We start from the raw sequence: 21,719 nt of genomic DNA, 5'->3' as shown, positions 1-21,719 counted from the left end.
GGGCAGCGGCCGTGGCACCGCTTGGAAGCGGTCTGTGCGGTGATGCGGCCCGAACGGCGGTTCAGCGTCGGAAGCGGGCTCACGTACCGTGGTCCCTGCGCTTGTGCACATGGCTGCGCTTATGCGTCGGAGCCGCTGCTTTCGCGAACACGGAATTCAACGGCACCTTATCCATTGTGCCCGCCGATCTATCAGCAATCTGATCGCATAGACTCTCCACACCCCCCATCAGATTCGACACCACCCAACCATCCAACGGCCCCGCCCCCGTCGCCCCCGGCTCATTCGCACCATTCCCCACAATCCTCGCAATAGCCCAAATCCCCAAGCAAGCCCGCTCGATCTTCCTCAAATCATCAACTCGAACAACACCAAACTCCGGATCATCCGGCGTGGCCCAGCGGTCATAGGTAAAAGGGTGGTCGCTCATCTCGACGCTCCGGTGTAATTGACGCGATGAAAGAAAGGAGGCCGCCATTGCGGCGGCCACTTGTTCTGTCTTTCCGGCTGTCAACCCGGGCGATCCTTTGGACCACGGGGCGAGTATGCCCCGATAGGCGACGGACGCGATGCGGTTCCGTGCCAAATTGATCACGCTTTCTCTAAGGAAAGCGCAATCGCGGACTACTGATTAGAGAAGGATCAGTAGCCCACCACCAGCTAAAGCTATCTCTGGTTCATGCCAACCAGCCAAGCAAATACCTACTCAGCTACAGCCGCCGAAGCCACAGGCACAAAAAACCGCTCCTTCAACTCCTGCAACCCAATCCGCTCCAACATCTCAGTCAGCCTCTCCGCAGGCTTCCTGGTCGGCAGATTCTTATACTGCGCCACGATCAGCTCATTCTTCATCGAATGCTCCCACCCCACCAGCTCCGTCACGCTAACCTGATACCCATGCGCTTCCAGCTGCAAGCACCGCAGCACATTCGTAATCTGGCTTCCAAACTCCCGCGTATGCAATGGATGCCGCCAAATTTCCGCCAACGGATCAGCCAGCGCCTTGCCCTTATTCTTCCTTAGCACCGAAGCCACTTCAGCCTGGCAGCAAGGCACAACCACGATGTACTTGGCCTTCTTTTCCAACGCAAAGTGAATCGCGTCATCGGTGGCGGTATTGCAAGCGTGCAACGCAGTCACCACATCAATCGTCGCCGGCAACTTATCCGACGTAATCGACTCCGCCACAGAGAGATTCAAGAACGACATCCCGCCAAACCCCAGCCGCTTCGCCAGTTCTTCTGACGACTTCACCAGTTCTTCGCGAGTCTCGATCCCATAAATATGGGACCCATTCCCGACGGCATCCTTCTGTTCCTTGAAAAACAAGTCATACAGAATGAACCCCAGATACGACTTACCAGCCCCGTGATCCGCGAGCGTGACCGCGCCGCGTTCTTGTTGGACGTCTTTCAGCAGCGGCTCGATGAACTGAAACAGGTGATAGACCTGTTTCAGCTTACGGCGGCTGTCCTGGTTCATCTTGCCGTCGCGGGTCAGGATGTGCAGGGCTTTTAGCAGTTCGACGGACTGGCCGGGGCGGATGTCGTGGGTTTTTTCTGACATGGGGGAAGGCAAAGCGCCCCGCTAGTGGCGGGGCGCGTAGTGGCGCGGAAAGCGTCAGTTTAACGAAAACGCTGACGTGGCCGCAGGGCGGCGGAAAAGCGGGTCTTAGCCTACGGTGGCAAAAACCGGTTCGCCCAGGTTCAGCATCAAACGATTTGCCCAGGCGAAGATGGCGTCCGAGTGCAGCAGGTCCAGCACTTCGCCTTCGCTTAAGCCCGCATCCTTCAATGCCTGGATGCTGTTGGCGTTGACGTCGGCCTGGGCTTCGGTGATCTGGATCGAGAACTGGGCAATCGCCAGTTCACGCGCCGTGGTGCCGGCGGTGTAGGGGTCTTCGAACACTTGCGCGATCACTTCATTGCGCTTGGCCAGTTGTTCGAAGCGCTGCGCGTGGACGGATGCGCAGTACACGCAGCCGTTTACGCGGGACACCACCGTCGAACCCAGCTCGCGTTCTGCGCGCGACAGGCCGCCTGGGGCGTACATGATGGCGTTGAAGGCGGTGGAGCGCTGGCGCAGGATTTCCGGTTGGTGGACCAGGAACAGGTAGTAGTCCGAGACCTTGGCCTTGGGGTGGCTTTCTTCCAGGACGGCGACTTGTTCCGGGGTGGCGGTATCGACGTTGACGACGTCGAGCCATGCCTTCCACTCCAGCACTTCGTTGGTGAAGCCGTGGGCCTTGATGACGGCGCCGGGTTCGGTGGCGGCGGTGTTGGGTTCGAAGGGCGCGGGCGGGACGGCGGCGGCGCGGGGGTCTTGGCCTTCCAGGTCTTTCATCGCGGCCAGGCCGGCGACCAGACGGGTCTGGTACGACAGGAAGGCGATCAGTTGCGACAGGGTGACCACCGCAGGCGTGGAGACGCCGGCTGCGGGCAGGGTCTTCAGTGCGGCTTCGTCGCCTTCGACGGGGTTTTCGATCAGCTTGCGCGTGAATTCCAACACGGCAGCCAGGCGCGGGGTGGAGGCGTCTGACGGCTTGCCGGATTCTGCGACGGCGATGTCGGCGGGGGCTGCATCGGTTTCTGCCAAGCGTGCGCGGTAGTGCGAGGCCAGCAGCGGCGACGGGCTGATGCGGGTGGCGTACAGCGCGACCAGCAGGCGTTCGGCCAGCGACAAGCCGGGCAGTGCCGGGTCGAACAGGGCGTCGTAGCTGCCTTGCGTGGCGGTGGCGACTTTTTCGCGTTGGTGGCGGACTTCGAAAGTTTTACTGCCGGGCGTCAGGCCGACGAGCTTGTCGACCTGATCATTGACGGCGTCATAGACGATGGGTTGTTGTGCCATGGGGATGTTCTCCTTGGTGTCTGATCAGCCGGCGTCGCCGGAAGTGCTTGCTGAATGGGCAGGAGCCGACTGCGAGCTTGCGGAATCCGCGCCAGTCGAACTAGCCGCTGGCCCAGCCGAAGCCGAAGCCGCAGCCGATGCCGCCCGCGCTTTCACCGCCGCGTCCAAAAACTTCTTCACGCCTTCCCACGATTCCTGGTCGGCGCGTGCGTTGTCTTTTGGATTCCCGCCGCTGGTGCTGATCTTGCCCGACACGGGGTGGGCGTAGACGAGCTGGGTGGTGGGCACGTACGGGAATAGGATCGAGTGGCCGCCGTTTTCGTAGTCGAGCCATTCGACGGGGTAGGGGTGTTTCACGTCGACCAGCTTGTCCTGCACCATCTTCGAGTACAGGCTCGACGGCCACGAACCATCGTCGGTGGCCGACAGCAGCATGACCGGGCCTTCGATGTCTTCCACGCGAATGCGGGCGCGCGCGACGGCGTCGGGGTCTTGCAGCGCGGTCAGGATGGCTTTTTCGTGGCGATGCGGCGATGGGCCTTCATCAAACGGCGCCCAGGTGGCGGTGCGGTTGTTTTCCCAGACGTGGGGGATGGGCTTGCCGCCCAGCAGCCAGGTCGGGCCTTCGCGGCCGATCTTGGGGTCGCAGGCGTTCTGGCCGCTGTGGACGACGGCGCCGGGTACGTAGGCGACGACGGCAGACACTTCCTTGGGGAAGGTTGCGCCCAGCAGCAGCACCAGTTCACCGCCGCGCGATTGGCCGCTGATGGCGACGAAGTCGTGCTTGGGTTGAACCTTTTTGCGCAGCCAGCGCAGGCCGGTCTGGAAGTATTCCAGCGGGGTGTTCGAGATGTAGTCGGACAGGCCCGGCGCTTTGAAGTACGCCAGCGCAAAGGCGGCGTAGCCGCGCGATGCGTAAAGCGCCGCGCGCGGTTCGTTGATGCCGCCGCCCGAGCCGTTCAGGATCATGACGGCGGGGTGCGAGCCCGGCTTGCTGCCTGCCGGCAGGTACAGCGTGCCGACCAGACCTTCTTCGCGGACGTCGTGGCGCGTGACGCCGTCCAGCGCCAAGCGTTGCGTGAACGTGGCTTGCGCCTGCGCACCGGCCACGCGGGCAACCACGTCGGTGACCAAGGCATCGGTGACCGGATGGTTGAAGTGTTCGCGGCTGGGTGAATCCACGGGCGCTTGCGACCAGACGAGGCCCATCGGGGCCACGCCGGTGTAGTCGCCCGAGATAGGCGCGTCGCGGGTCAGGTCGACCACGCCGTCTTCGCCTGCCGTGTACGCAGCTTGAGCCTGCCAGAGCACGCCGTTGCGGCGGGTCAGCGCGGTGATTTCCACCGTCTGGCCCGGCTCGACGTGCTCGACCCGGATCTGGCGCGGCACGTCGATCAGGGCGTCCGCGGGGGTGATGGTTAGGGTCGGCACCATGGCTTATTTACCGGCCGGTTCTTTGGTGACCATCATGGCGGCCGTACGGTCGCTGGTCATCGGGGTGACCTTCAGGCCCTTCTTGGTGGCCCAGATGTTCTTGTAGTGGAACAGCGGGAAGATGGCGACGTCGTCAGCCACCAGCTTGACCGAGTCGCGCAAGATGGCTTCACGCTTGGCCACATCGAATTCCGACGTGGACTGTTCCAGCGCGGCGTCTACCTTGGGGTTGGAGTAGTGGCCCCAGTTGGACGCGCCCAGGCCCTTCTTGGCGTCGACGGTGGCCAGGATGTTGACCAGCGCGTAGCTGGCTTCACCCGTGCCGTTGCCCCACGCCAGCATGCTGACGGCGAATTCGTTCTTGTTGGCGCGGCCCGAGTACACGGCCCATGGCACCACTTCCACTTGGGTCTTCACGCCCACGCGGGTCCAGAACTGCGCCACGGCTTGGGCCGTTTCCGGGCCTTGCGGGTAGCGGTCGTTCGGCACGTGCATGGTCAGCTTGAAGCCGTCGGGAAAGCCCGCTTCGGCCAGCAGCTTCTTGGCTTGCGCGACATCGTTGGGGATGTCTTTCACGTCGGGGTTGTAGCCGAAGGTGCCCTTGGGCATCCACTGGTTGGCTTCGGTGGCCGCGCCTTGCAGGATGCGGTCGGAAATGGCCTTGCGGTTGATGGCCAGGTTCAGCGCCTGACGCACGCGCAGGTCCAGCAGCGGGTTCTTGTCCAGCGGCTTGCCGTTGTTGTCGGTGATGTACTGGTTGGGCGCGGGGTTGAAGCTGGGTTGCAGGATCATGACGCGCAGGCCGTCGTACGGGTACACCGCGATGTTCGGGGCCTTTTGCAGCTTGGCCAGGTCCGACACCGAGACCTTGTCGATCACGTCCACGTCGCCAGCCAACAGGGCAGCGGTGCGCGAGGCGGCGTTGTTGATGTAGCGGTAGTTGACCTTGTCCCAGGTCGCTTTGTCGCCCCAGTAGCCGTCGTTGCGTTCCATGATGACGCGGTCGCCCGGCGTGTAGGACACGAACTTGTACGGGCCGGTGCCAACCATGGCCTTGCCCGAGTTGTAGTCTTCGGTGGTCGACTTTTCACCAACGTGCTTGCTGACGACGTGTACGGATGCCAGGTTCAGCGGCAGGTCGGGGTTGGGCGCCTTGGTCTTGACGATAAGGGTCAACGGGTCCTTCGCGGTCATCGTGTCGATGGTGCGCAGGTAGCCGGCGTACGTTGCCACGCTGCCCGGCACGCCGCGCGCGCGGGTGTAGGAATAGATCAGGTCGTCGGCGGTGAACGGCGTGCCGTCTTGCCACTTGACGCCTTCACGCAGCTTGAATTCCCAGGTGGTGGAGTCCAGCGGCTTCCAGCTGACGGCCAGGCCCGGCTGGAGCTTGTTCCACTTGTTTTCGATCAGCAAGTCCCAGAAGTGCAGGGCCACCGAGCGGTCGCCGGCGTGGTTGTTCAGCTGCGGGTCCAGGGACGACAGCGGGTCGGCAAAACCGATCGACAGGTTGTCGGCAGAGGCCGCGGCAGAGGCGCCGAGAATGGCGGCGGTCAGGGTCGAAAGAATCAAGCGTTTCATGTTCGGGGTCCTTGGTAGGGGGGGAACGAGTTAAGTGTTCCGAAGGCTGCGTTGTCATTCAGGCCACTACAGGCATTCAGGACAACGCGGCCAATTAGGTTCAGGCCATGTCGTTCAAATGACAGGCGCTTAAATGGTTGATGGCGATTCCCTTCAACGTGGGAACTTCGGTCTTGCAGCGCGGCATCGCATGCGGACATCGCGGATGAAAATGGCAGCCGCCGGGCGGGTTCAGCGGGCTGGGAATCTCGCCTTTGATCGCGGTAAAGATCTTGTGGCGCGACTTCAGGCTGGGAATTTCCGCCAGCAGCGCTTGCGTGTACGGGTGGTTGGGGCGCTGGAATACTTCGTCCACGGTGGCCGTTTCCACGACGCGGCCCAGGTACATGATGACGACGCGGTCAGACAGGTGTTCCACCACGCCCAGGTCATGGCTGATGAACAGGTACGTCAGGTTCAGTTCTTCACGCAGGTCCATGAACAGGTTCAGGATTTGCGCTTGAATGGACACGTCCAGCGCGGCCACGGCTTCGTCACACACCAGCATGGACGGCTGCACGGCTAGCGCGCGGGCAATGCCGATGCGCTGGCGCTGGCCGCCGCTGAATTGGTGCGGGTAGCGTTGGCGCAGGGCAGGGTCGAGCCCCGCGCGTTCCAGCTGGGCGCTGACGTAGTCGTCAAAGTCGCCATTGCCGACCAGGCCATGGATGCGGGCCGCTTCGCCCACGATCTCGTCCACGCGCAGGCGCGGGTTAAGGCTGGCGTAGGGGTCCTGGAAAATCATCTGCACGGTCAGGCGCGCGGCGTGGGCTTCGGCCGACGTCATGTCCGACGGGCGCACGCCGTTGATGCGGACTTCACCGCCCGATGGCGTCAACAAGCCCGCGGCGATGCGGCCCAGCGTGGATTTGCCGCAGCCGGATTCGCCCACCAGGCCGACCACTTCGCCGGGGTTCACGATCAGGTCCACGTGGTCGACCGCGCGCGTGATGGCGGGCGGCTTGGACAGGCCCAGCTTTTGCATGGCGCGGCCGGCTGCGCCGACCTTTCTTTCGCCAAAGCGCTTGCTGACTTGCGCAAGGTCAATCAGCGGAGTGGGGGCGGCGGATACAGTCATGCCGTCACCTCGTTGTGGATCTGGATAGTCGGATGGAAGCAGCGCACGTCGTGTTCGGGCAGGGCTTGAGTGATGCCGGGTTGCTGGCCACAGGCGGCGGTGGCGCGCGAGCAGCGCGCGGAAAACGCACAGCCCGCGGGCAGGTGCAGCAGGTTGGGCGTCATGCCGGGAATCTGGCGCAGGCGCTGGCCTCGTTGGTTGTTGCTGGGCAGGCTGTCGATCAGGCCGACGGTGTAGGGGTGCTGCGGGCGGTCAAGCACGTCGTCGACCTTGCCGTGTTCAACGATGCGGCCGGCGTACATCACGGCCACGTCATCAGCAAGACCCGCCACGACCGACAGATCATGCGTAATCCAGATCAGGCTGGTGCCGTGTTGCTGCGCCAGCTTTTGCACTTCAGACAGAATCTGCGCCTGGATGGTGACGTCCAGCGCGGTGGTGGGTTCGTCGGCAATGATCAGGTCAGGGCGATGCAGCATGGCGATGGCAATGGCCACGCGCTGGCGCATGCCGCCAGACAGCTGATGCGGGTAGGCCAGCAAACGTTCTTCCGGGCTGGGAATGCCCATCATGCCCAGCGTGTCGCGCGCCAGCGTGCGCGCTTCGCGCTTGCTCATCTTGTTATGCGCGCGCACCGTTTCGATCATCTGCACATCCACCCGCAAGACGGGGTTCAGCGTCATCATCGGATCTTGAAAGATCATGGCGATGCGGTTGCCTTGCAGGCGGCGCAGTTCGCGCGGGGCCAGCTTGGTCAGGTCGCGGCCTTGAAACAGCACTTCGCCGCCCACGATGCGGCCCGGCGCGTCGACCAGACCCATGATGGAAAAGCCCGTCACGGATTTGCCCGAGCCGGATTCACCGACCAGGCCCAGGATTTTGCCGCGCTCCAGCGTGAACGACACGTCGTCCACGGCGGGCAGCACGCCCGCGCGGGTGTGGAAGTGCGTGCGCAGGTTGCGCACTTCAAGCGTGGCCGGCGCGCCGGTAGCGGTGCGGTCGGTCATTTGTGAGTCCTTGGGTTCAGCACGTCGCGCAGGCGGTCGCCCACCAAGTTGATGGCGACGATGGTGATCAGCAGCGCGATGCCGGGGTAGAAGCTGATCCAGTATTCACCGGACAGCATGTATTGAAAGCCGTTGGAAATCAGCAGGCCCAGCGACGGTTCGGTCACCGGCACGCCCAGGCCCAGAAAGCTCAACGTGGCCTCCAGTGTGATGGCGCGCGCAATCTGCAAGGTGCCAATGACGATCAGCGGCGGCAGGCAGTTGGGCAGGATGTGCTTCAACATGATCCGCCAGTTGGGAATGTCCAGGCAGCGGGCGGCTTCCACGTATTCACGGCGGCGTTCCACCAGGGCTTGGCCGCGCGCGGTGCGGGCGTAATAGGCCCATTCCAGAATCACCAGCGTCAGCACCACGTTGCCCACGCCCTTGCCCAGATAGGCCAGGATCATCATGGCAACCAGGATCGACGGGAACGACAGGATCAGGTCGACCAAACGCATGATGAAGGCATCAACCTTGCCGCCCGCGTAGGCAGCAAGCAAGCCCAGCAGCGTGCCGACGATGCCGGCGATAACCGCCGAGCCCACGCCCACCATCAAGCTGATGCGCAGGCCATACAGAATGCCGGACAGCAGATCGCGCCCTTGGCCGTCGGTGCCCAGCCAGTAGTGGAAGGTGTCCAGGCCGTTCATGGAACCCGGCGGCATGCGGGAATCCAGCACGTCGATTTGCAGCAGGTCGTACGGGTTCTGCGGCGAGATCCACGGCGCGAAGATGGCGGCCAGGATCAGCAGGGTGGCCACGGCCAGGCCGAACACCGCCGTCTTGGACGACATGAATTCAGTCAGGTTGCGGCGCCAGGGTGATTCGCGGCGCAGGGCGGGAACCTTGTCAGGGGTTGCAGTGGTGCTCATGCCGAGCCCTCCAGCCGTACCCGGGGGTCCAGCACTTTATAAAGAATGTCGACGATCAGGTTCAGCGTCACGAACAGGCACACGACCACAATCAGGTAGGCCACGATGACGGGGCGGTCCAGCGCGTTCAGGCTGTCCAGAATCAGCTTGCCGGCGCCCGGCCAAGAGAAAATGCTTTCCGTGATGACGGCGAACGCAATGGTCGAACCCAGCTCCAGGCCCAGCACGGTCACCAGCGGGATCATCGTGTTGCGCAGCACGTGCACACAGACCACGCGAAACGGCGACAAGCCTTTGGCGCGGGCGAACTTCACGAAGTCCAGCGGCATCACGTCGCGCACGCCGGCGCGGGTCAGGCGGATGACGAGCGAAATCTTGAACAGCGACAGGTTCAGCGCGGGCAAGATCAAGTGGCGCCAGCCGTCGGCAGTCAACCACGACCACTGAAAGCCCAGGAATTCCACCGTTTGCCCCCGGCCGCTGGCGGGCAGCCAGCCGAGTGACACGCTGAACGTCATGATCAGCATCAGCGCCACCCAGAACGTGGGCAGCGAGAAGCCGACGATGCTGCCGGCCATGATCATTTTGGAAAAGCGGCTGTCGGGGTACAGCCCGGCAATCAAGCCCAGCGGCAAGCCGATGATGACGGCCAGGCCCAGGGCGCTGATCGCCAGTTCAAGCGTGGCGGGCAGGCGCTGGATGACGAGTTCAATGGCGGGAATGTTGTAGACGAAGCTGTTGCCCAGGTTGCCGTGCAGCGCTCCATTCAGGAAGCCCAGGTACTGCTGCCACAGCGGTTTGTCCAGGCCAAGCTCCGCGATGATGCGGGCGCGGTCGACCTGGTCTACGTCCTGGCCGATCAGGATGTCAACGGGGTTGCCGATGGCGTGCAGGCCCACGAAGACAATCAGGGTCATCAGCAACACGACTACCGCCGCTTGCGCGACACGGCGTATCAACCAACCAGTCATTGCGCGGTCTCCGCTTGGGAGGCCGCAGCCTGGGCGGGCGGCGGGGCGGGCGTCCATTCATCGCCGAACACTTCCGGTTCCGAAAACGCTTCCATATTCGCGTAGTACGTTTCCACGTCTTCGCGGTAGAACAGGCCGGCGATGCCTTGCGCCAGGCGCTTGGCGCCGTCGCTGATGGCCGGGATGTCGCCCGAGATCGTGCCTTGCGTCAGCGCAGCGGGGTAAGAAAAGCAGTGCACGCGGTCCAGGCCGGGGCAGGCGCCGGGGACTTTTTCTTGCAGCTCGAAGACGGCGCCCAGGTCGGGCGAGTCATGCAGTTCCTGGTCCTCTTCGCCGGGGGGCGGGGTAAAACGGTCGCCCCAGTTGCGCACGTGAGGCGCCAGCAGCGCGAATTCCGGGCGCACGGTCCAGTCGATACGGAAGCCCGTGGAGAAGATCAGGAAGTCCAGTACGAATACGCCCTTGGGCGTGGTGACGTGGATGTCGTCGCCCACCATTGCCAGGTCTTGCACGCCACAGCCCAGGTTGAAGTGGGCGTTCGGGAAGCGCGACACGCGCAAGGTGCTGCCGCGCGGGGGCGGCACTTGCGCGGCGTTGATGTAGTGGCGGATCTTCCACTTCCATTCGTCGGGCAGGGTCAGGTGGCCGTGAGTCAGGCCGGGGTTGCCCGCGCCTTTGCCTTTGTTCACGCGTGGAATGTCGTTGCGGCGGATCAGCAGGTCGACGCTGGCGGCGCCGGCTTCCAGCGCCGTGCCTGCGCTGTCCATGGCGGACGCGCCCGCGCCCACGACGCCGACGCGCTTGCCGGCCAGCGTGGCGTAGTCCATTACGTCGGACGAATGCGCCCAGCGGTCACGCGGCAATTTCTTAGCGAAGTCAGGCACATACGCGCCGCCCAGGCCGTCGCGGCCGGTGGCCAGCACGACACGGCGGGCCAGCACGGTGCTGCGGCCGGCGGGGGACTCGATGTCCAACTGCACCAGGCGGTCGGAACGCGGTTGCACCGCCAACACGCGGTGTTCATTGCGCACGTCCAGGTTCAGCACGCGGCGATACCAGCGCAGGTAGTCCATCCATTGCAGGCGCGGAATCTTGTCCAGCGCGTCCCATTCCGCCGAGCCGAACTGCGCTTCGAACCAGGCGCGGAACGTCAGCGCCGGCAAGCCCAGGGCAGGGCCGGTCAATTGTTTAGGCGAACGCAGCGTTTCCATGCGCGCCGTCGTGGCCCACGGGCCTTCATAGCCTTCGGGCGCTTGATCGAAAATCGGCGCGGTAATGCCCAGATGCGTCAACGACGCCGCCGCAGCCAAGCCGGCCATGCCGCCGCCAATGATGACGACGTCCAGCACTTGCTGGCCGTCCACGAGCCGGGGCGCAACCCAGTTCTTGGCGGGAATTTCCAGCCAGGACAGGTCTTGCCGCAGGCGCGCTTCCAGCGCGGCTAAGCCTTGCGGCGGGGTGGCGATGGGCTGATTCATAGTGCGGGGGTTTCCAAAACAGGGGCGTCATCACCGTAGATCGACTGCAACAGCGCCGAATGCTCGCAGGCGTCGTGCAGCACAAAGCCGGGCAGCAGGGCGGCGGCGGCATCGGCCAGCGCGTCGGCCATGGCCTGGCAGGCCGGCGTCAGGGGTTGCGACTGCGGGGTGATGACCCCAAAGAAAAAAGGGATGTCCAAGTCGATGGGCCGGATCGCTACGCCCGGCATCGGGACGCCGTAAGCGGTGATCGGTTCCAGCACCGACACGCCCAGGCCAGCGCGCACGGCGGCCAGAGCGTTGACGGACGAATTGGTTTCGATGGTGCCAGGCGCGTTGCCATCGGGGGCGAGCGCTGCGTCCAAGCGGCGGCGCAAGCGGTAGGGGTTGGCCATGGTGATCAAACGGCGCCCGGCCAGGGCCGACACCGGCACCACGTCCAGGGCGGCCAGCGCATCGTCTTCGGGCAATGCGGCCACACAGGCGGCCTGCCCAATCCAATGCACGGTCAAACCACGGTGTTCCAACGGCAGGCTCGTCGCGCCCAATTGCGCAGCGCCGGTCAATACCGCGTGCACCACGCGTTCAGGTGACGCGCTGCGCACTTGAATGCGGACCGCGCCGGCTTGGGTTTCGATGCGCTTCAATGCGTCGGGCAGCAAGCCCGCCGCCAAGGCAGACGTTGCAGCCAGCAGCAGCGGCTTGGCCTGGCCGCGCGCAATCTCTTCGGCGCGCCCGCGTATCTGCTGCAAGCTGGCCAACGCGCGTTCCACATCGTCATACAGCAGGAAGCCCTGTTCGGTGGGCGTGACCCGCGGGCCACTGCGCGCGAACAAGGCGTAGCCAATCTCGGCTTCCAGTTCCTGAAGCAAGCGGCTGATGGCCGGTTGCGAGCGGCCAAGCACACGCCCGGCAGCGGTGACGCTGCCGGTGGACATAACGGCCGCGAAGGCCTCGAGTTGGCGAAGTTCCATCTGTCTTGCTTTATGCTCAGAGCGAATTCTTGCCCAGCAAGTATGCGCGCTGCAAATAGTTAAAAGGCATAAGCAAATACCCTAATTGGGGATTTCCTCATGCCTTTTCATAACTGCGCGTTATTTCAATGACTTAGGGCGATGGCGTTTGGGAGCGCTTCTTGCGATGCCCTTGTGCGGCTATGTGGCCGAACAAGGTGAAGCCCATGAATACCCCCCTTCCCAACGCGCCAACCGAGCCGACAAGCACCGAGGAGTCCAAGAAGTTGGATATCGCCGAGGACGCGGCTGAAGAACCCTTTCCTCCGGACGGAGACGAAGAGCCCGGCGAGTCAGATGAGTTGGACCCGGAGGAGCCGGTAGGGACTCCCGCGTCCAATCAGCCTGCGCCGTAGTTGACCCTTCTGCAGTTGCTCCCCCGCAGTTGACCTTCCCAACATTGACCTTCAAATGCGGCCCCGCTGTGGGGCCGCATGACTTCACGATCTCAAGAGGACCTTATGGCTACCAACAAAAGCGGTGACATGGCACGCATCCATGATTTGCTTTATCAGGCGCTGGAAACGGAGCTGGGCGGCATCAACGTCTACACCGCAGCGCTTTCCTGTGCCACGAACGAAGACTTGACGAAAGAGTGGCAGAGCTATCTCGACGAAACCAAGACGCATCGGCAGGTACTCCTTACCGTGTTTGAAGAACTCGGCCTTGACCCTGATAAGCGGGTGCCCAGCCGCGAAGTGGTTAAGCACCATGGTGATTCACTGGTGAAGGCCATCGCGCTGGCGAAGTCGAAGGGCGACGCGGTGGCGGCGCAGGTGGCCGCTGCGGAATGCGTCGTCTTGGCCGAAACGAAAGACCATCAGAATTGGGAGTTGATTGGCCTGGTCGCTGACAAGCTGAAGGGCAAAGAGGCCAAAGTCTTGAAGAAGGCCCACGAAGCGGTCGAGCAAGACGAGGACCATCACCTGTATCACACGATGGGCTGGACCCGCGAATTGTGGATCGAAGCGCTGGGCTTTCCTGCCCTTTTGCCGCCGCCAGAGGAAGTGAAGAAAGTCGAGACGGCGATTGGCGCAGCACGCGCCGAACAGGCGCGGGACACCATGCTGTGACGTGCTAGCGCACGCGTTATGTGTTCAGGCTGGCCCCGGTGCGGGGCCATTTTTTCGTTGTTGGCCGGGTGGCCGATCGGGCACGACCCCGCCTGAAGCGTGGATTACGGCTCATCCCAATCGGCGTGCAGGCGCGGCCCATGGCCATGGCCGTTGATGACGGAATCCCGGTCGTCGTCTCGCCCGGCCGACCGCGGCGTTGCGGCGGCGCCTGTGGGCGACTCGCTCCAGCGCGGTGGTGTGGGTTTTGGGGTGGCCGCGGGTTCAACGCGATGGGCTTCAGGCCGATGCATCTCTTTAAGAACCGTGTGCCGGGGCCCTGAATTGCTGGAGTGCTTCATGATGATCTCCTCTGCCGAGTAGGCGGGTGATCTGACCTGCGGGTGCCGTAACGGGGAACAAGGGCTAGCTTCAGTCCCGTCCCGGGCGACGGGCCGGACTTAGGTCTTGTCGCCTTGCAAGGCGCTTGCTTTGCTGGCGTCGACCTGAGCCTGTTTTTGCGCAGCATCATCCTTGGTCGCGACCTTCGCTTCCTGTGGCTTGCCGGGAGGCTGGGTTTTGTCCGGATGAGCGCCCGTAGCGTTAGCCCCAAAGCGTGTTGGGAATGTCATAGTGCGCACCTTTGATGTTGTGGTGATGTCGACCTTTTAGGTCGCGGTGACGGTTTGCCACCTACACACAGTACGTCTTAAAAATCTGATCCCCTACGGATCAATTGAAACAGGCAATCTTGATTTCGGCCCTGGGTCCCCGGGGCAGTGGCCGAATAGATCTATCAAGTTGAAACATCCATATGCCATCCACTTGGATGGTTTTATGATCCGTTTCATGCCTCCACGTCCCCCACGCCTCGCTTCCGCTCCCAAGCCTTCCGACGAAAAGATCACGATCAACCTGGGTTATGTCGACCTGGGTCAAATTGATCTGCTGGTCCAGGAAGGCTTCTACGCCAATCGGACCGATCTGATCCGCACCGCGATCCGCAACCAGCTTGCCACCCATGGTGAAGCGGTGCGGCAGGCGGTCAGCCGGAAAACGTTGGTGCTGGGTATTCAGCACTACACCGCCCAGGATCTGCTGGCGGTTCAGGCCGCCGGTGAAATGCTTCAGATTCGGATTTTGGGTCTGGCGACCATTGCGCCGGACGTGACGCCCGAGCTGGCGCTGGCCACGATTGAATCCGTGACGGTGTTGGGGGCGCTGCACGCAAGCGCCGCCGTCAAGGCCGCCCTGCGTCAGCGCATTCGCTGACAGTCCTAGCCGCTTTAAAGGTCACACCATGCACCCTGAATTTCAGCAGCTCATGAGCCAAGCCACCCGGCTTACCCGTTCCGGCAATCTGGCTGCGGCAACGGCCGCCATTCAAGCCGCGTTGCTTGGCGTGCAGCCAACGGCCACCGCCGCGCAGCCGCGATTCGATGATGCCGACGTCATCGACGTCGAGGCTTGGGAAGTTCCGGAATCCAAGCCCGTTGTCGAACCCGTTTCTGAAGCGCCTTCGCAGCCCGCTTCAAAGCACACCTCGCAGCCGGCCTCACAGCCCGCTTCGCCGTCCACCCCCGAGCCCAACTTCAAGTCCCCCTCGCAGCCCGCTTCGCAACCTGATGCCTTCCTCTCCGGCGCCTTTCGCAACGCCGCCGGCCAGCGCAGCTACAAGCTGTACGTGCCGCCTGGCGCGGGCGATCAGCCCCGGCCGCTGGTGGTGATGCTGCACGGCTGCACTCAAGACGCCGATGATTTCGCCGCCGGCACCGCCATGAACGACGCCGCGCGAGAGCAGGGCTTCTATGTGCTGTATCCGGTGCAGCCGGGCGAGGTGAATCCGCAGAAATGCTGGAACTGGTTCAAGCACAACCACCAGCAGGCGGGCAAAGGCGAACCGTCGATTCTGGCGGACATGACGCGCCACATCATTGCCGAGCACAACATCGATACGCGCCGCGTCTACGTGGCTGGCCTGTCGGCGGGCGGGGCGATGGCCGCGATTCTGGCTAGCACTTATCCGAAGCTGTATGCGGCGGCGGGCGTGCATTCCGGGCTGGCGGCGGGAGCCGCCAAGGATCTGCCGGGCGCATTGGCCGCTATGAAAGGAATGGGCGCCGGGCCGGGGGCGGCGTCGCCTAATGCGGTGCCGACCATCGTCTTTCACGGCGATCGCGATACCACCGTCCACCCCAGCAACGCGGACGCGGTTGTCGCCGCAAGCGCAGGGGCCAGCGCCCGCGCCGAAAGCCAACGCGTCGCCAGCGCGAACCACGGGCGCGACAGCACCAAGCGCGTGTACCGGAATGCGGCGGGCGACGTGGTTGCGGAATATTGGGTGGTGCATGGAGCCGGCCACGCCTGGGCCGGCGGTTCCGCGCGCGGTTCCTATACAGACGGCAGCGGCCCGAATGCGACCCAAGAGATGTTGCGATTCTTCTTCGAACACCCCTTGGCCGCTAAGCACTAAGGCGCGTTGCAGCTTTCCCGCGCCGCGCGATCAGACCAACGTGACTTTACCCGTGGCCAGGTCGTAGACGCCGCCCGCCACCATCAGCTTTTTCTGCTGAACCATGCTTTGCAGCACCGGCTGCGCCGTCTGCAATCGCTGGACGGCCTGGCGGACGTTTTCAGCGATGGCGGCGGTCAGAAGGTTCTTGGGGTCGCCCTTGCTGGCGCGTTCCACGGCGGGCTTGATGGCGTTGACCAGTTCGGGCAGGTGGCCAGGCAGTTCGGCATTCTCTTTCAGCACCTTTATCGTGGCGTCGACCGCGCCACAGTTGTTGTGGCCCAGAACCAGGATCAATGGCACGTTCAGAACTTTGGTGGCGTATTCAAAACTGGCCAGGCCGTCGTCATTGACGAAGTTGCCCGCCACGCGAACGATGAATACGTCGCCCGGATTCTGGTCGAACGCCAACTCCGGCGCCACCCGGGAATCGGAACAGCTCAAAATTGCGGCAATCGGCTTTTGCGTCTTGACGCGAGCGGCACGGCCCGCTGAAAAGTCTCGAACGTTGGGCTTGTTGGCGGCGTACCGCGCGTTGCCGGCCATCAAGCGCTTCAAGGCGGCGTCACCGCCAATATCGTTGGACGGGACTTCGGCGTGGGCGGCTTCAAGCCAGCCCGTGGCTCCGATGGTGGCAATCCCAGCAGCAGCGCCCAGTAGCAGGCGGCGGCGGGGATTTTCAGGGGTGGAGAGGGAAAGACAGTTGGCGCAATCGCACATAGGGTTCTCCCAAAGGACGAGATGTCCAGAGAATTCGTGCGCGACTATTGTGCGGCGATAACAGTGTTTCGGCGCAGTAACCCGTGTGGACTTCACAATTGTTTTTCGCGGCGGCCGCTTGACCTTGCCAACGTTGGCATTTTTAGGCTCGGGGTCTTGGTTTGGATCTTCCAAGACAGACACACAAGGCCGCCCGATATGCCAAAAATCACCGTTCTTCCTCATCCCGATCTTGCGCCCGCCGGCGCAGTGCTCGACGTGTCCGCAGGCACGTCCCTTTGCGATGCGTTGTTGGATCACGGCATCGACATTGAACACGCGTGCGAAAAAAGCCGCGCCTGCACCACGTGCCACTGCATTGTGCGCAGCGGCTTCGATGCCCTCAATCACGTGGAAGAGGGCGAAGAAGACCTGCTGGACCGTGCATGGGGCGTCGAACCGCAGTCGCGCCTAAGTTGCCAGGCCATCGTCGGCCAACAAGACCTGACGGTCGACATCCCCAAGTACACGGTCAATCATGCAAAGGAAAACCACTGAAGCGAATGCGGCGATGGCGGTCAGCGCAATGGCAAAACCGCCCATGATGCGTACTGGTCGAAGTTCGCAAACTATGGACGTTTGTGTGCAACCGCCACGGCGACGGCGCCATCTGGCAACCGGTACTTTCCATCGCCCAGCCAAATCACTTGTTCGCCCGATTCCAACGTGCAGACATAGCGATGTTCTGGCGACGCGTCTGCGCTTCGAATAATGACCAGGCGACGTTCAACGCGTACGGTCGATCGGTCCGGCAGTTTGACAATTACGTCAGACAGTCGTGAGCCTGAGGCCATGACAATGTCCTCCCTAAAATCGCCATTCCGCATCGGGCCGGATGTTGTTATGCCAGCGGATGGCGGTTTCTCCCTTGGCGCTTTTATTGATAGCACTGAAGGCGGGGAGGGGAGTATCGCCCGTGTGGTTGAATGCCGGGTGTGTGTTTCGCGGGAAAGGCTGGGCCGGCCAGCCAAGGTCCCTGTGGGGCTTGTATAGATGCAAGATGCACGTCCGGGGTCCGGGCAACGGCAATATTGGCAAATGAGGCAGCGATGGAAATTTCGTACGGTGAAAAGTTGTATGGCTACAAGCTAGTGCAGCGGGAGAAGATCCAACCCGCACGCGAACTGCCGCCCGTGATGACCGAGAAGGATAAAGAAAAGGTGGCATCGGCGGCGAAGAGCGTCATTGCTGTCCATCGGGATGTGCTCATTGCTCTGAAGGATCGGTAGGTGCTCGATTCTCAGTTTTTCATTGCCATTCACGATGAAATCCTGGCCGAAACCGGTGGCCTACCCGGTCTGGCGGGCGGTGGCGTCGGCGCGGTAGAGGCAGCGCTTTTTCGGATAGAAATGCACGCCCACTACGCAGGGTTGGATGATGTTTTTGGCATTGCGGGCCTCTACGCGGAAGCGGTAGCTCGCGGCCATGTCTTCAATGATGCGAACAAGCGAACTGCGCTGACTTGTGCGTTGACCTTACCTGTATCGGCAAGGCATTCAAATACCACGGGTCGCCGAGCTCGAAGAGGTCGTCGTCTTGCTCGCGGCGGGTGAAATTTCTGGTGCGGCATTCGCCGATTTTCTCAGCGCAGTGTGGCTCGCGCATGACAAGCCAACGGTAAATGCGGAGACTTGAAAAATCGCTGAACCTGTTGTGGTGACTGCCGTCGGCGCGGGCATTTCCACTGTTGAAGGGCTTGTTTTCGAACCCTTACATCGCTGTTACGACTGCGCAGATAGGATTCCTATATTCGAAAATTGGAGTCCATCATGAATAACGAAAAGCCGACCCCTGAACCGAACAAGCGCCGCTGGCCTTTCGGCTACGGCGACCAAGAATCGTCACGCTAACGGAGTCAGCCATGGATTGCTCAGTGGAAGGAAAGGTCGCTTTTGCCGACGGGCATTCGTACCACTTCGCGACGGTGGATGCCGCGCTGGCGTTTGCGGAATGCGTGAAAAGCTCGCAGCAACCTGGCCAGTGCGCGGCGGCCAACGGCTGTACGCAGACGGTCAAGCTGCAAGAGGTGAAGACCGAGGCGGAAGAGAAAGAGGAAGCGGAAAAGGCCGGGGAAAGGTCTAGGGGATAAGGGCTTCTGACCAAGAATCCGCTGTCCCGATCGCCCTATATATAGAGCTCCGTAGCCCAGTAGCCCCCTCAGCCCGAAAGCCGCGCAGCCCGATAGCCTCGCAGCCCGATAGCCTAGCAGCCCGAAGCCTAGCAGCCCAAAGCCTCGCAGCCCGATAGTCCGACACGGCAGCCCGCTACATCGTTGCCCGACACGACAGCCCGCTACACCGTCGCCCGCGCCGCATCGCCATCGGCTGGGCGCGTATTGCCGGGCTTGCCGTAGAACCAGATCGAGCAGAGAAAGGCGCTGAACACGCCGGCCGGGCCGCCGATGGCCAACGAGCCGTTGAGTTCTTCCCATGAAAACTCGCGGCTCGTGAAGCCTTGCACAAAGCCCACGCCGAAAACGCCGCCTACGAGCGCAATCTTGGCGTATGACCACCACGTGGTTCGAGCGGGCCGCAAGGCGCCTGCCACGACGCCGCATAACAATGCAGGCACGGCGCCAAATATATAAAACCAGGGCAAGCCGAAGATCAGCATCATCAGATTCTTCGGCGCCATCGCGATGGCGCTGATGGTGATGGTGACTGCGGCGCCGCCGATGGCTGGCGCGAACAAGGCAAACATGATGGCGCCGGCCAGGACGTCGCTGCCAATGCGGCGCGGCGTATCGCCCGGCGCACGTTGGGCATAGCGGTAAGCCACGAAAGCCAGGGCGGCCAGAGTCAGGATGCAAACAGTGATAAGTAAACGCATGGCGCCATTCTGTCATAAACCCCTGGCGCGCTAGACCCGCCGCTAAACCGGTTTGCCCAACAGGCCGCCGCGCCGCGCCACCAGCGTCGCTTGCGTTCGATTGGGCACGCCAAGCGTGGCCAGAATCACGGAGATATGCGCCTTGACGGTCTTCTCCGTCACGCCCAGCTGCTCGGAGATGTCGCGGTTGCGTATGCCGTCGCACATCAGGCGCAACACCTCAATCTGACGCGGCGTTAATTCGCTGAGCAGGGCGGCTTCATCGGGCCGTTCAACCGGGGGCGATGGAGGCGACATACCGCGCGACACACCGGGCGACACACCAGGCGACACACCGGGCGTCACACCGCGCAGCACACCGGGCGACCCCAGCACGCGTTGCGCGTCAGGCTGGCCGTCAGGCAGGTAGGGCAGGTCGATTTGTTCAAGGGCCGAGAGCAGCATCTGGCTGCTCGCCGATTTGTGCAGGAAGGCACGGGCGCCGGCGGTCATCGCGCAGCGTCGGTCGTGCGCATCTTCAGACGCCGACAACACCAGGATGCGCACGCCTGGCCGTACTTGCCGCAGCCGCTTCAAAAGGGCGGTGCCGCCTATGTCAGGCAGGTAGTAATCCATGATGACGCGGCTGATGTCAGCGCGCGATTCAAGAACGGCCAGCGCTTCAGCGCCGCTTGCGGCGGGGCAGATATCAAGCGAGGGCGCCATGTGTCCGATCGTCATCATGAGTCCCTCACGGAACATGGTGTGGTCTTCGATCATCAGCACTGCGGTCACGGGAAGTCTCCGGAAAGCGGACCCGCGTCAGCCAATTGGCCGAGTCGGAATAGGGATGGAAGGGGAATCCGGCACCGATGCAAGAGCCCGCGTAGCGCGGATCGGCCGTGACACAGTCGGAAATAACTTAACAAAGCCTGACGTGCCGGTCAACGAAATATCCAGCGGCCGTGGCCTCGGATTGTGTTGCGTCCTAGGACTAAGGTCCAATGCGGCCCCTATTCGTTCCGGTTAATTTTCGGCGTCAACGCAAGGATTCCGTTACCAGGGAAGTGGTAACTGAATATTTTTTGCGGTGGGGATAGCGTCGGGTGAGGACGGCCCGGTTATTCAATTTCTGTCCATTTATCCCGAAAAATTCCGGGCCGTTTTTGACGTGATGTGAAATATATCGGTTTATGTCTGGACTTGCCTGCATTAGCCGGCGGGTTCGTGTTCTGCATAGGGAAAATGCCCAATTTCAGGTATGGACGAAATTTGACAAAACCCGTCTAATTCTTGCGGTTGTTCACCCTTATGACGTATGGATTTTTCGGGAAAACTTCGTGCTGAAGTTGCGCATAATCCTTGCCGAAAACGTGGACAAAGTGACAAACACCGGGTAAGGAGAATTTAATAATGTCAGCAACTGTGTTTTACGAGCGGGCTGTTGCGCTGGACCGTGCGGCGCACCAAAACACCAAAATCCAAATCCAGCCGGACCACTACGCGTTTGCGCACGACACGAATGCGCTGCCCATTGCGGCCAGCGAATTCGCCGATGCCGGCCGTCATTACCCCATCGTTTTCGTCGGTGACGAAGCCGGTAACTTCCACGTTGCCGTGCTGCTGGGCCTGGAAGACAAGTCCAACCTGTTCGTGACCGAGCAGGGCACCTGGAGGCCCGACACCTACGTGCCGGCCTTTGCCCGCCGTTACCCCTTCGTGCTGGGCACGACGTCCGAAGCCGACCGCCTGGCCGTCTGCATTGACGAGTCCTACCCCGGCATCAATACCGCTGACGGCGTGGCCTTGTTTGAAGACGGCAAGGAAACGGGCTACCTGACGCAGATGATGGAATTCCTGCGCGTGTTCCAGGGCGAAATGGAACTGACCAAGAACATGGCCAAGCGCTTGAACGAGCTGGGCTTGTTGTCGGCCAAGACGATCACGATTTCGCAAGCCGATGGCGACCGCTACTTGAGCGGCTTCTGGGTGGTGGACGAGCAGAAGTTTGCCGGCATCGACGACGCGCGCGTGGTCGAGCTTCAGCGTTCGGGCATCCTGCGCTTGATCGAACTGCACCGCGCATCGCTGGGCAACATCCAGCGCCTGGCCATGCAGCTGGACGAGCAGCGCCGCCTAAAGGCGCAGCAGCAAAAGGACGTGGCGTCCAGCACCGACGCCGCGCCCGCTGACACGGCGTCCGCCGAGTCCGCGGCCTGACAGCGCCAC

Annotated in this window: 24 protein-coding genes; 9 read left to right on the top strand and 15 right to left on the bottom strand. The window is 62.4% G+C overall.

The genetic code is table 11. The features are described from left to right. Nucleotides 1-79: 79 nt before the first annotated feature. The 11 genes from HV765_RS06850 to HV765_RS06800 form a co-directional block, all read right to left on the bottom strand. Nucleotides 80-430 (bottom strand): hypothetical protein, encoded by a 351-nt coding sequence (locus HV765_RS06850; protein ID WP_254600481.1) that lies wholly within the window; start codon nucleotides 428-430, stop codon nucleotides 80-82. Nucleotides 431-702: 272 nt separating this feature from the next. Next, a complete protein-coding gene (locus tag HV765_RS06845) occupies nucleotides 703-1,566 on the bottom strand; it encodes a class I SAM-dependent methyltransferase (protein WP_175169195.1) in 864 nt (287 codons plus the stop codon). A gap of 105 nt (nucleotides 1,567-1,671) precedes the next feature. Then, on the bottom strand, nucleotides 1,672-2,847 hold the full coding sequence (locus HV765_RS06840) for a CMD domain protein (protein WP_175169194.1): 1,176 nt from the start codon (nucleotides 2,845-2,847) through the stop codon (nucleotides 1,672-1,674). Between the two features lie 24 nt (nucleotides 2,848-2,871). Then, nucleotides 2,872-4,281 carry an acyl-CoA thioesterase/bile acid-CoA:amino acid N-acyltransferase family protein gene (locus tag HV765_RS06835; protein WP_254600480.1) on the bottom strand — a complete coding sequence of 470 codons (1,410 nt, stop codon included), beginning with the start codon at nucleotides 4,279-4,281 and terminating at the stop codon, nucleotides 2,872-2,874. A gap of 3 nt (nucleotides 4,282-4,284) precedes the next feature. Further along, nucleotides 4,285-5,859, bottom strand: coding sequence for an ABC transporter substrate-binding protein (locus HV765_RS06830; RefSeq protein WP_175169193.1), 1,575 nt, complete (start codon nucleotides 5,857-5,859; stop codon nucleotides 4,285-4,287). Nucleotides 5,860-5,959: 100 nt separating this feature from the next. Further along, nucleotides 5,960-6,976 (bottom strand): ABC transporter ATP-binding protein, encoded by a 1,017-nt coding sequence (locus tag HV765_RS06825; protein WP_175169192.1) that lies wholly within the window; start codon nucleotides 6,974-6,976, stop codon nucleotides 5,960-5,962. Beyond that, nucleotides 6,973-7,983 (bottom strand): ABC transporter ATP-binding protein, encoded by a 1,011-nt coding sequence (locus HV765_RS06820; RefSeq protein ID WP_054425426.1) that lies wholly within the window; start codon nucleotides 7,981-7,983, stop codon nucleotides 6,973-6,975. Before HV765_RS06820 ends, HV765_RS06825 begins: the two co-directional genes overlap by 4 nt. Continuing rightward, entirely contained in the window at nucleotides 7,980-8,897 is a 918-nt protein-coding gene (locus HV765_RS06815; protein WP_175169191.1) for an ABC transporter permease, read from the bottom strand. The genes HV765_RS06820 and HV765_RS06815 overlap by 4 nt, the downstream gene beginning before the upstream one ends. Then, complete coding sequence (locus HV765_RS06810) at nucleotides 8,894-9,868, bottom strand: ABC transporter permease (RefSeq protein WP_175169190.1); 975 nt, start codon at nucleotides 9,866-9,868, stop codon at nucleotides 8,894-8,896. The genes HV765_RS06815 and HV765_RS06810 overlap by 4 nt, the downstream gene beginning before the upstream one ends. Beyond that, nucleotides 9,865-11,346: a SidA/IucD/PvdA family monooxygenase gene (locus HV765_RS06805; RefSeq protein ID WP_175169189.1), complete on the bottom strand. Its 1,482-nt coding sequence runs from the start codon at nucleotides 11,344-11,346 to the stop codon at nucleotides 9,865-9,867. Before HV765_RS06805 ends, HV765_RS06810 begins: the two co-directional genes overlap by 4 nt. After that, nucleotides 11,343-12,320: a LysR family transcriptional regulator gene (locus tag HV765_RS06800; protein WP_054425435.1), complete on the bottom strand. Its 978-nt coding sequence runs from the start codon at nucleotides 12,318-12,320 to the stop codon at nucleotides 11,343-11,345. Before HV765_RS06800 ends, HV765_RS06805 begins: the two co-directional genes overlap by 4 nt. A gap of 206 nt (nucleotides 12,321-12,526) precedes the next feature. Between HV765_RS06800 and HV765_RS06795 the strand changes: the two genes are divergently transcribed. Together HV765_RS06795 and HV765_RS06790 are read left to right on the top strand one after the other, a co-directional pair. Further along, nucleotides 12,527-12,715: a hypothetical protein gene (locus HV765_RS06795; protein ID WP_175169188.1), complete on the top strand. Its 189-nt coding sequence runs from the start codon at nucleotides 12,527-12,529 to the stop codon at nucleotides 12,713-12,715. A 105-nt stretch (nucleotides 12,716-12,820) separates the two neighbouring features. Continuing rightward, on the top strand, nucleotides 12,821-13,432 hold the full coding sequence (locus HV765_RS06790) for a ferritin-like domain-containing protein (RefSeq protein ID WP_175169187.1): 612 nt from the start codon (nucleotides 12,821-12,823) through the stop codon (nucleotides 13,430-13,432). Nucleotides 13,433-13,872: 440 nt separating this feature from the next. Here the strand turns inward: HV765_RS06790 and HV765_RS06785 are convergent, their stop codons facing one another. Further along, nucleotides 13,873-14,043 carry a hypothetical protein gene (locus HV765_RS06785; RefSeq protein ID WP_156336765.1) on the bottom strand — a complete coding sequence of 57 codons (171 nt, stop codon included), beginning with the start codon at nucleotides 14,041-14,043 and terminating at the stop codon, nucleotides 13,873-13,875. A 217-nt stretch (nucleotides 14,044-14,260) separates the two neighbouring features. Between HV765_RS06785 and HV765_RS06780 the strand changes: the two genes are divergently transcribed. Together HV765_RS06780 and HV765_RS06775 are read left to right on the top strand one after the other, a co-directional pair. Then, nucleotides 14,261-14,683: a hypothetical protein gene (locus HV765_RS06780; protein ID WP_054425649.1), complete on the top strand. Its 423-nt coding sequence runs from the start codon at nucleotides 14,261-14,263 to the stop codon at nucleotides 14,681-14,683. A gap of 28 nt (nucleotides 14,684-14,711) precedes the next feature. Then, nucleotides 14,712-15,884 (top strand): extracellular catalytic domain type 1 short-chain-length polyhydroxyalkanoate depolymerase, encoded by a 1,173-nt coding sequence (locus tag HV765_RS06775; protein ID WP_175169186.1) that lies wholly within the window; start codon nucleotides 14,712-14,714, stop codon nucleotides 15,882-15,884. Nucleotides 15,885-15,914: 30 nt separating this feature from the next. Here HV765_RS06775 and HV765_RS06770 read toward each other — a convergent pair whose 3' ends face one another. After that, on the bottom strand, nucleotides 15,915-16,643 hold the full coding sequence (locus HV765_RS06770) for a carbonic anhydrase (RefSeq protein WP_175169185.1): 729 nt from the start codon (nucleotides 16,641-16,643) through the stop codon (nucleotides 15,915-15,917). 198 nt (nucleotides 16,644-16,841) lie between these two features. On the opposite strand from HV765_RS06770, the gene fdx reads away from it, so the two are divergent. The 4 genes from fdx to HV765_RS06750 all read left to right on the top strand — a co-directional run bounded on the left by fdx (nucleotide 16,842) and on the right by HV765_RS06750 (nucleotide 18,771). Then, nucleotides 16,842-17,180, top strand: coding sequence for an ISC system 2Fe-2S type ferredoxin (gene fdx / locus HV765_RS06765; RefSeq protein WP_175169184.1), 339 nt, complete (start codon nucleotides 16,842-16,844; stop codon nucleotides 17,178-17,180). 551 nt (nucleotides 17,181-17,731) lie between these two features. After that, complete coding sequence (locus HV765_RS06760) at nucleotides 17,732-17,911, top strand: hypothetical protein (protein WP_175169183.1); 180 nt, start codon at nucleotides 17,732-17,734, stop codon at nucleotides 17,909-17,911. Continuing rightward, nucleotides 17,912-18,235 (top strand): Fic family protein, encoded by a 324-nt coding sequence (locus tag HV765_RS06755; protein ID WP_254600479.1) that lies wholly within the window; start codon nucleotides 17,912-17,914, stop codon nucleotides 18,233-18,235. A 308-nt stretch (nucleotides 18,236-18,543) separates the two neighbouring features. Then, nucleotides 18,544-18,771: a hypothetical protein gene (locus HV765_RS06750; RefSeq protein WP_054425445.1), complete on the top strand. Its 228-nt coding sequence runs from the start codon at nucleotides 18,544-18,546 to the stop codon at nucleotides 18,769-18,771. 203 nt (nucleotides 18,772-18,974) lie between these two features. Here the strand turns inward: HV765_RS06750 and HV765_RS06745 are convergent, their stop codons facing one another. Both HV765_RS06745 and HV765_RS06740 read right to left on the bottom strand, forming a co-directional pair. Then, nucleotides 18,975-19,511: a hypothetical protein gene (locus HV765_RS06745; RefSeq protein ID WP_175169182.1), complete on the bottom strand. Its 537-nt coding sequence runs from the start codon at nucleotides 19,509-19,511 to the stop codon at nucleotides 18,975-18,977. 42 nt (nucleotides 19,512-19,553) lie between these two features. Next, nucleotides 19,554-20,285, bottom strand: a complete 732-nt coding sequence (locus tag HV765_RS06740; RefSeq protein WP_254600478.1) for a response regulator — start codon at nucleotides 20,283-20,285, stop codon at nucleotides 19,554-19,556. A 618-nt stretch (nucleotides 20,286-20,903) separates the two neighbouring features. On the opposite strand from HV765_RS06740, the gene HV765_RS06735 reads away from it, so the two are divergent. After that, complete coding sequence (locus HV765_RS06735) at nucleotides 20,904-21,710, top strand: SapC family protein (protein ID WP_175169181.1); 807 nt, start codon at nucleotides 20,904-20,906, stop codon at nucleotides 21,708-21,710. Nucleotides 21,711-21,719 lie beyond the last annotated feature (9 nt).

It is taken from the genome of Achromobacter kerstersii (assembly GCF_902859595.1).
GTDB lineage: Bacteria > Pseudomonadota > Gammaproteobacteria > Burkholderiales > Burkholderiaceae_B > Achromobacter > Achromobacter kerstersii.
Note: the sequence above shows the minus strand (reverse complement) of the source record. Positions and strands in the feature narration are given on the sequence as shown.

Bases quoted from the DNA above. Each gene is read 5' to 3' on its own strand.
- HV765_RS06835 (WP_254600480.1), bottom strand. From the start codon at position 4,281: ATGGTGCCGACCCTAACCATCACCCCCGCGGACGCCCTGATCGACGTG.
- HV765_RS06760 (WP_175169183.1), top strand. From the start codon at position 17,732: ATGGAAATTTCGTACGGTGAAAAGTTGTATGGCTACAAGCTAGTGCAG.
- HV765_RS06735 (WP_175169181.1), top strand. From the start codon at position 20,904: ATGTCAGCAACTGTGTTTTACGAGCGGGCTGTTGCGCTGGACCGTGCG.
- HV765_RS06750 (WP_054425445.1), top strand. From the start codon at position 18,544: ATGGATTGCTCAGTGGAAGGAAAGGTCGCTTTTGCCGACGGGCATTCG.
- HV765_RS06830 (WP_175169193.1), bottom strand. From the start codon at position 5,859: ATGAAACGCTTGATTCTTTCGACCCTGACCGCCGCCATTCTCGGCGCC.
- HV765_RS06785 (WP_156336765.1), bottom strand. From the start codon at position 14,043: ATGACATTCCCAACACGCTTTGGGGCTAACGCTACGGGCGCTCATCCG.
- HV765_RS06810 (WP_175169190.1), bottom strand. From the start codon at position 9,868: ATGACTGGTTGGTTGATACGCCGTGTCGCGCAAGCGGCGGTAGTCGTG.
- HV765_RS06775 (WP_175169186.1), top strand. From the start codon at position 14,712: ATGCACCCTGAATTTCAGCAGCTCATGAGCCAAGCCACCCGGCTTACC.
- HV765_RS06825 (WP_175169192.1), bottom strand. From the start codon at position 6,976: ATGACTGTATCCGCCGCCCCCACTCCGCTGATTGACCTTGCGCAAGTC.
- HV765_RS06780 (WP_054425649.1), top strand. From the start codon at position 14,261: ATGCCTCCACGTCCCCCACGCCTCGCTTCCGCTCCCAAGCCTTCCGAC.
- HV765_RS06805 (WP_175169189.1), bottom strand. From the start codon at position 11,346: ATGAATCAGCCCATCGCCACCCCGCCGCAAGGCTTAGCCGCGCTGGAA.
- HV765_RS06800 (WP_054425435.1), bottom strand. From the start codon at position 12,320: ATGGAACTTCGCCAACTCGAGGCCTTCGCGGCCGTTATGTCCACCGGC.
- HV765_RS06745 (WP_175169182.1), bottom strand. From the start codon at position 19,511: ATGCGTTTACTTATCACTGTTTGCATCCTGACTCTGGCCGCCCTGGCT.
- HV765_RS06850 (WP_254600481.1), bottom strand. From the start codon at position 430: ATGAGCGACCACCCTTTTACCTATGACCGCTGGGCCACGCCGGATGAT.
- HV765_RS06815 (WP_175169191.1), bottom strand. From the start codon at position 8,897: ATGAGCACCACTGCAACCCCTGACAAGGTTCCCGCCCTGCGCCGCGAA.
- HV765_RS06820 (WP_054425426.1), bottom strand. From the start codon at position 7,983: ATGACCGACCGCACCGCTACCGGCGCGCCGGCCACGCTTGAAGTGCGC.
- HV765_RS06840 (WP_175169194.1), bottom strand. From the start codon at position 2,847: ATGGCACAACAACCCATCGTCTATGACGCCGTCAATGATCAGGTCGAC.
- HV765_RS06790 (WP_175169187.1), top strand. From the start codon at position 12,821: ATGGCTACCAACAAAAGCGGTGACATGGCACGCATCCATGATTTGCTT.
- HV765_RS06795 (WP_175169188.1), top strand. From the start codon at position 12,527: ATGAATACCCCCCTTCCCAACGCGCCAACCGAGCCGACAAGCACCGAG.
- HV765_RS06770 (WP_175169185.1), bottom strand. From the start codon at position 16,643: ATGTGCGATTGCGCCAACTGTCTTTCCCTCTCCACCCCTGAAAATCCC.
- HV765_RS06845 (WP_175169195.1), bottom strand. From the start codon at position 1,566: ATGTCAGAAAAAACCCACGACATCCGCCCCGGCCAGTCCGTCGAACTG.
- fdx (WP_175169184.1), top strand. From the start codon at position 16,842: ATGCCAAAAATCACCGTTCTTCCTCATCCCGATCTTGCGCCCGCCGGC.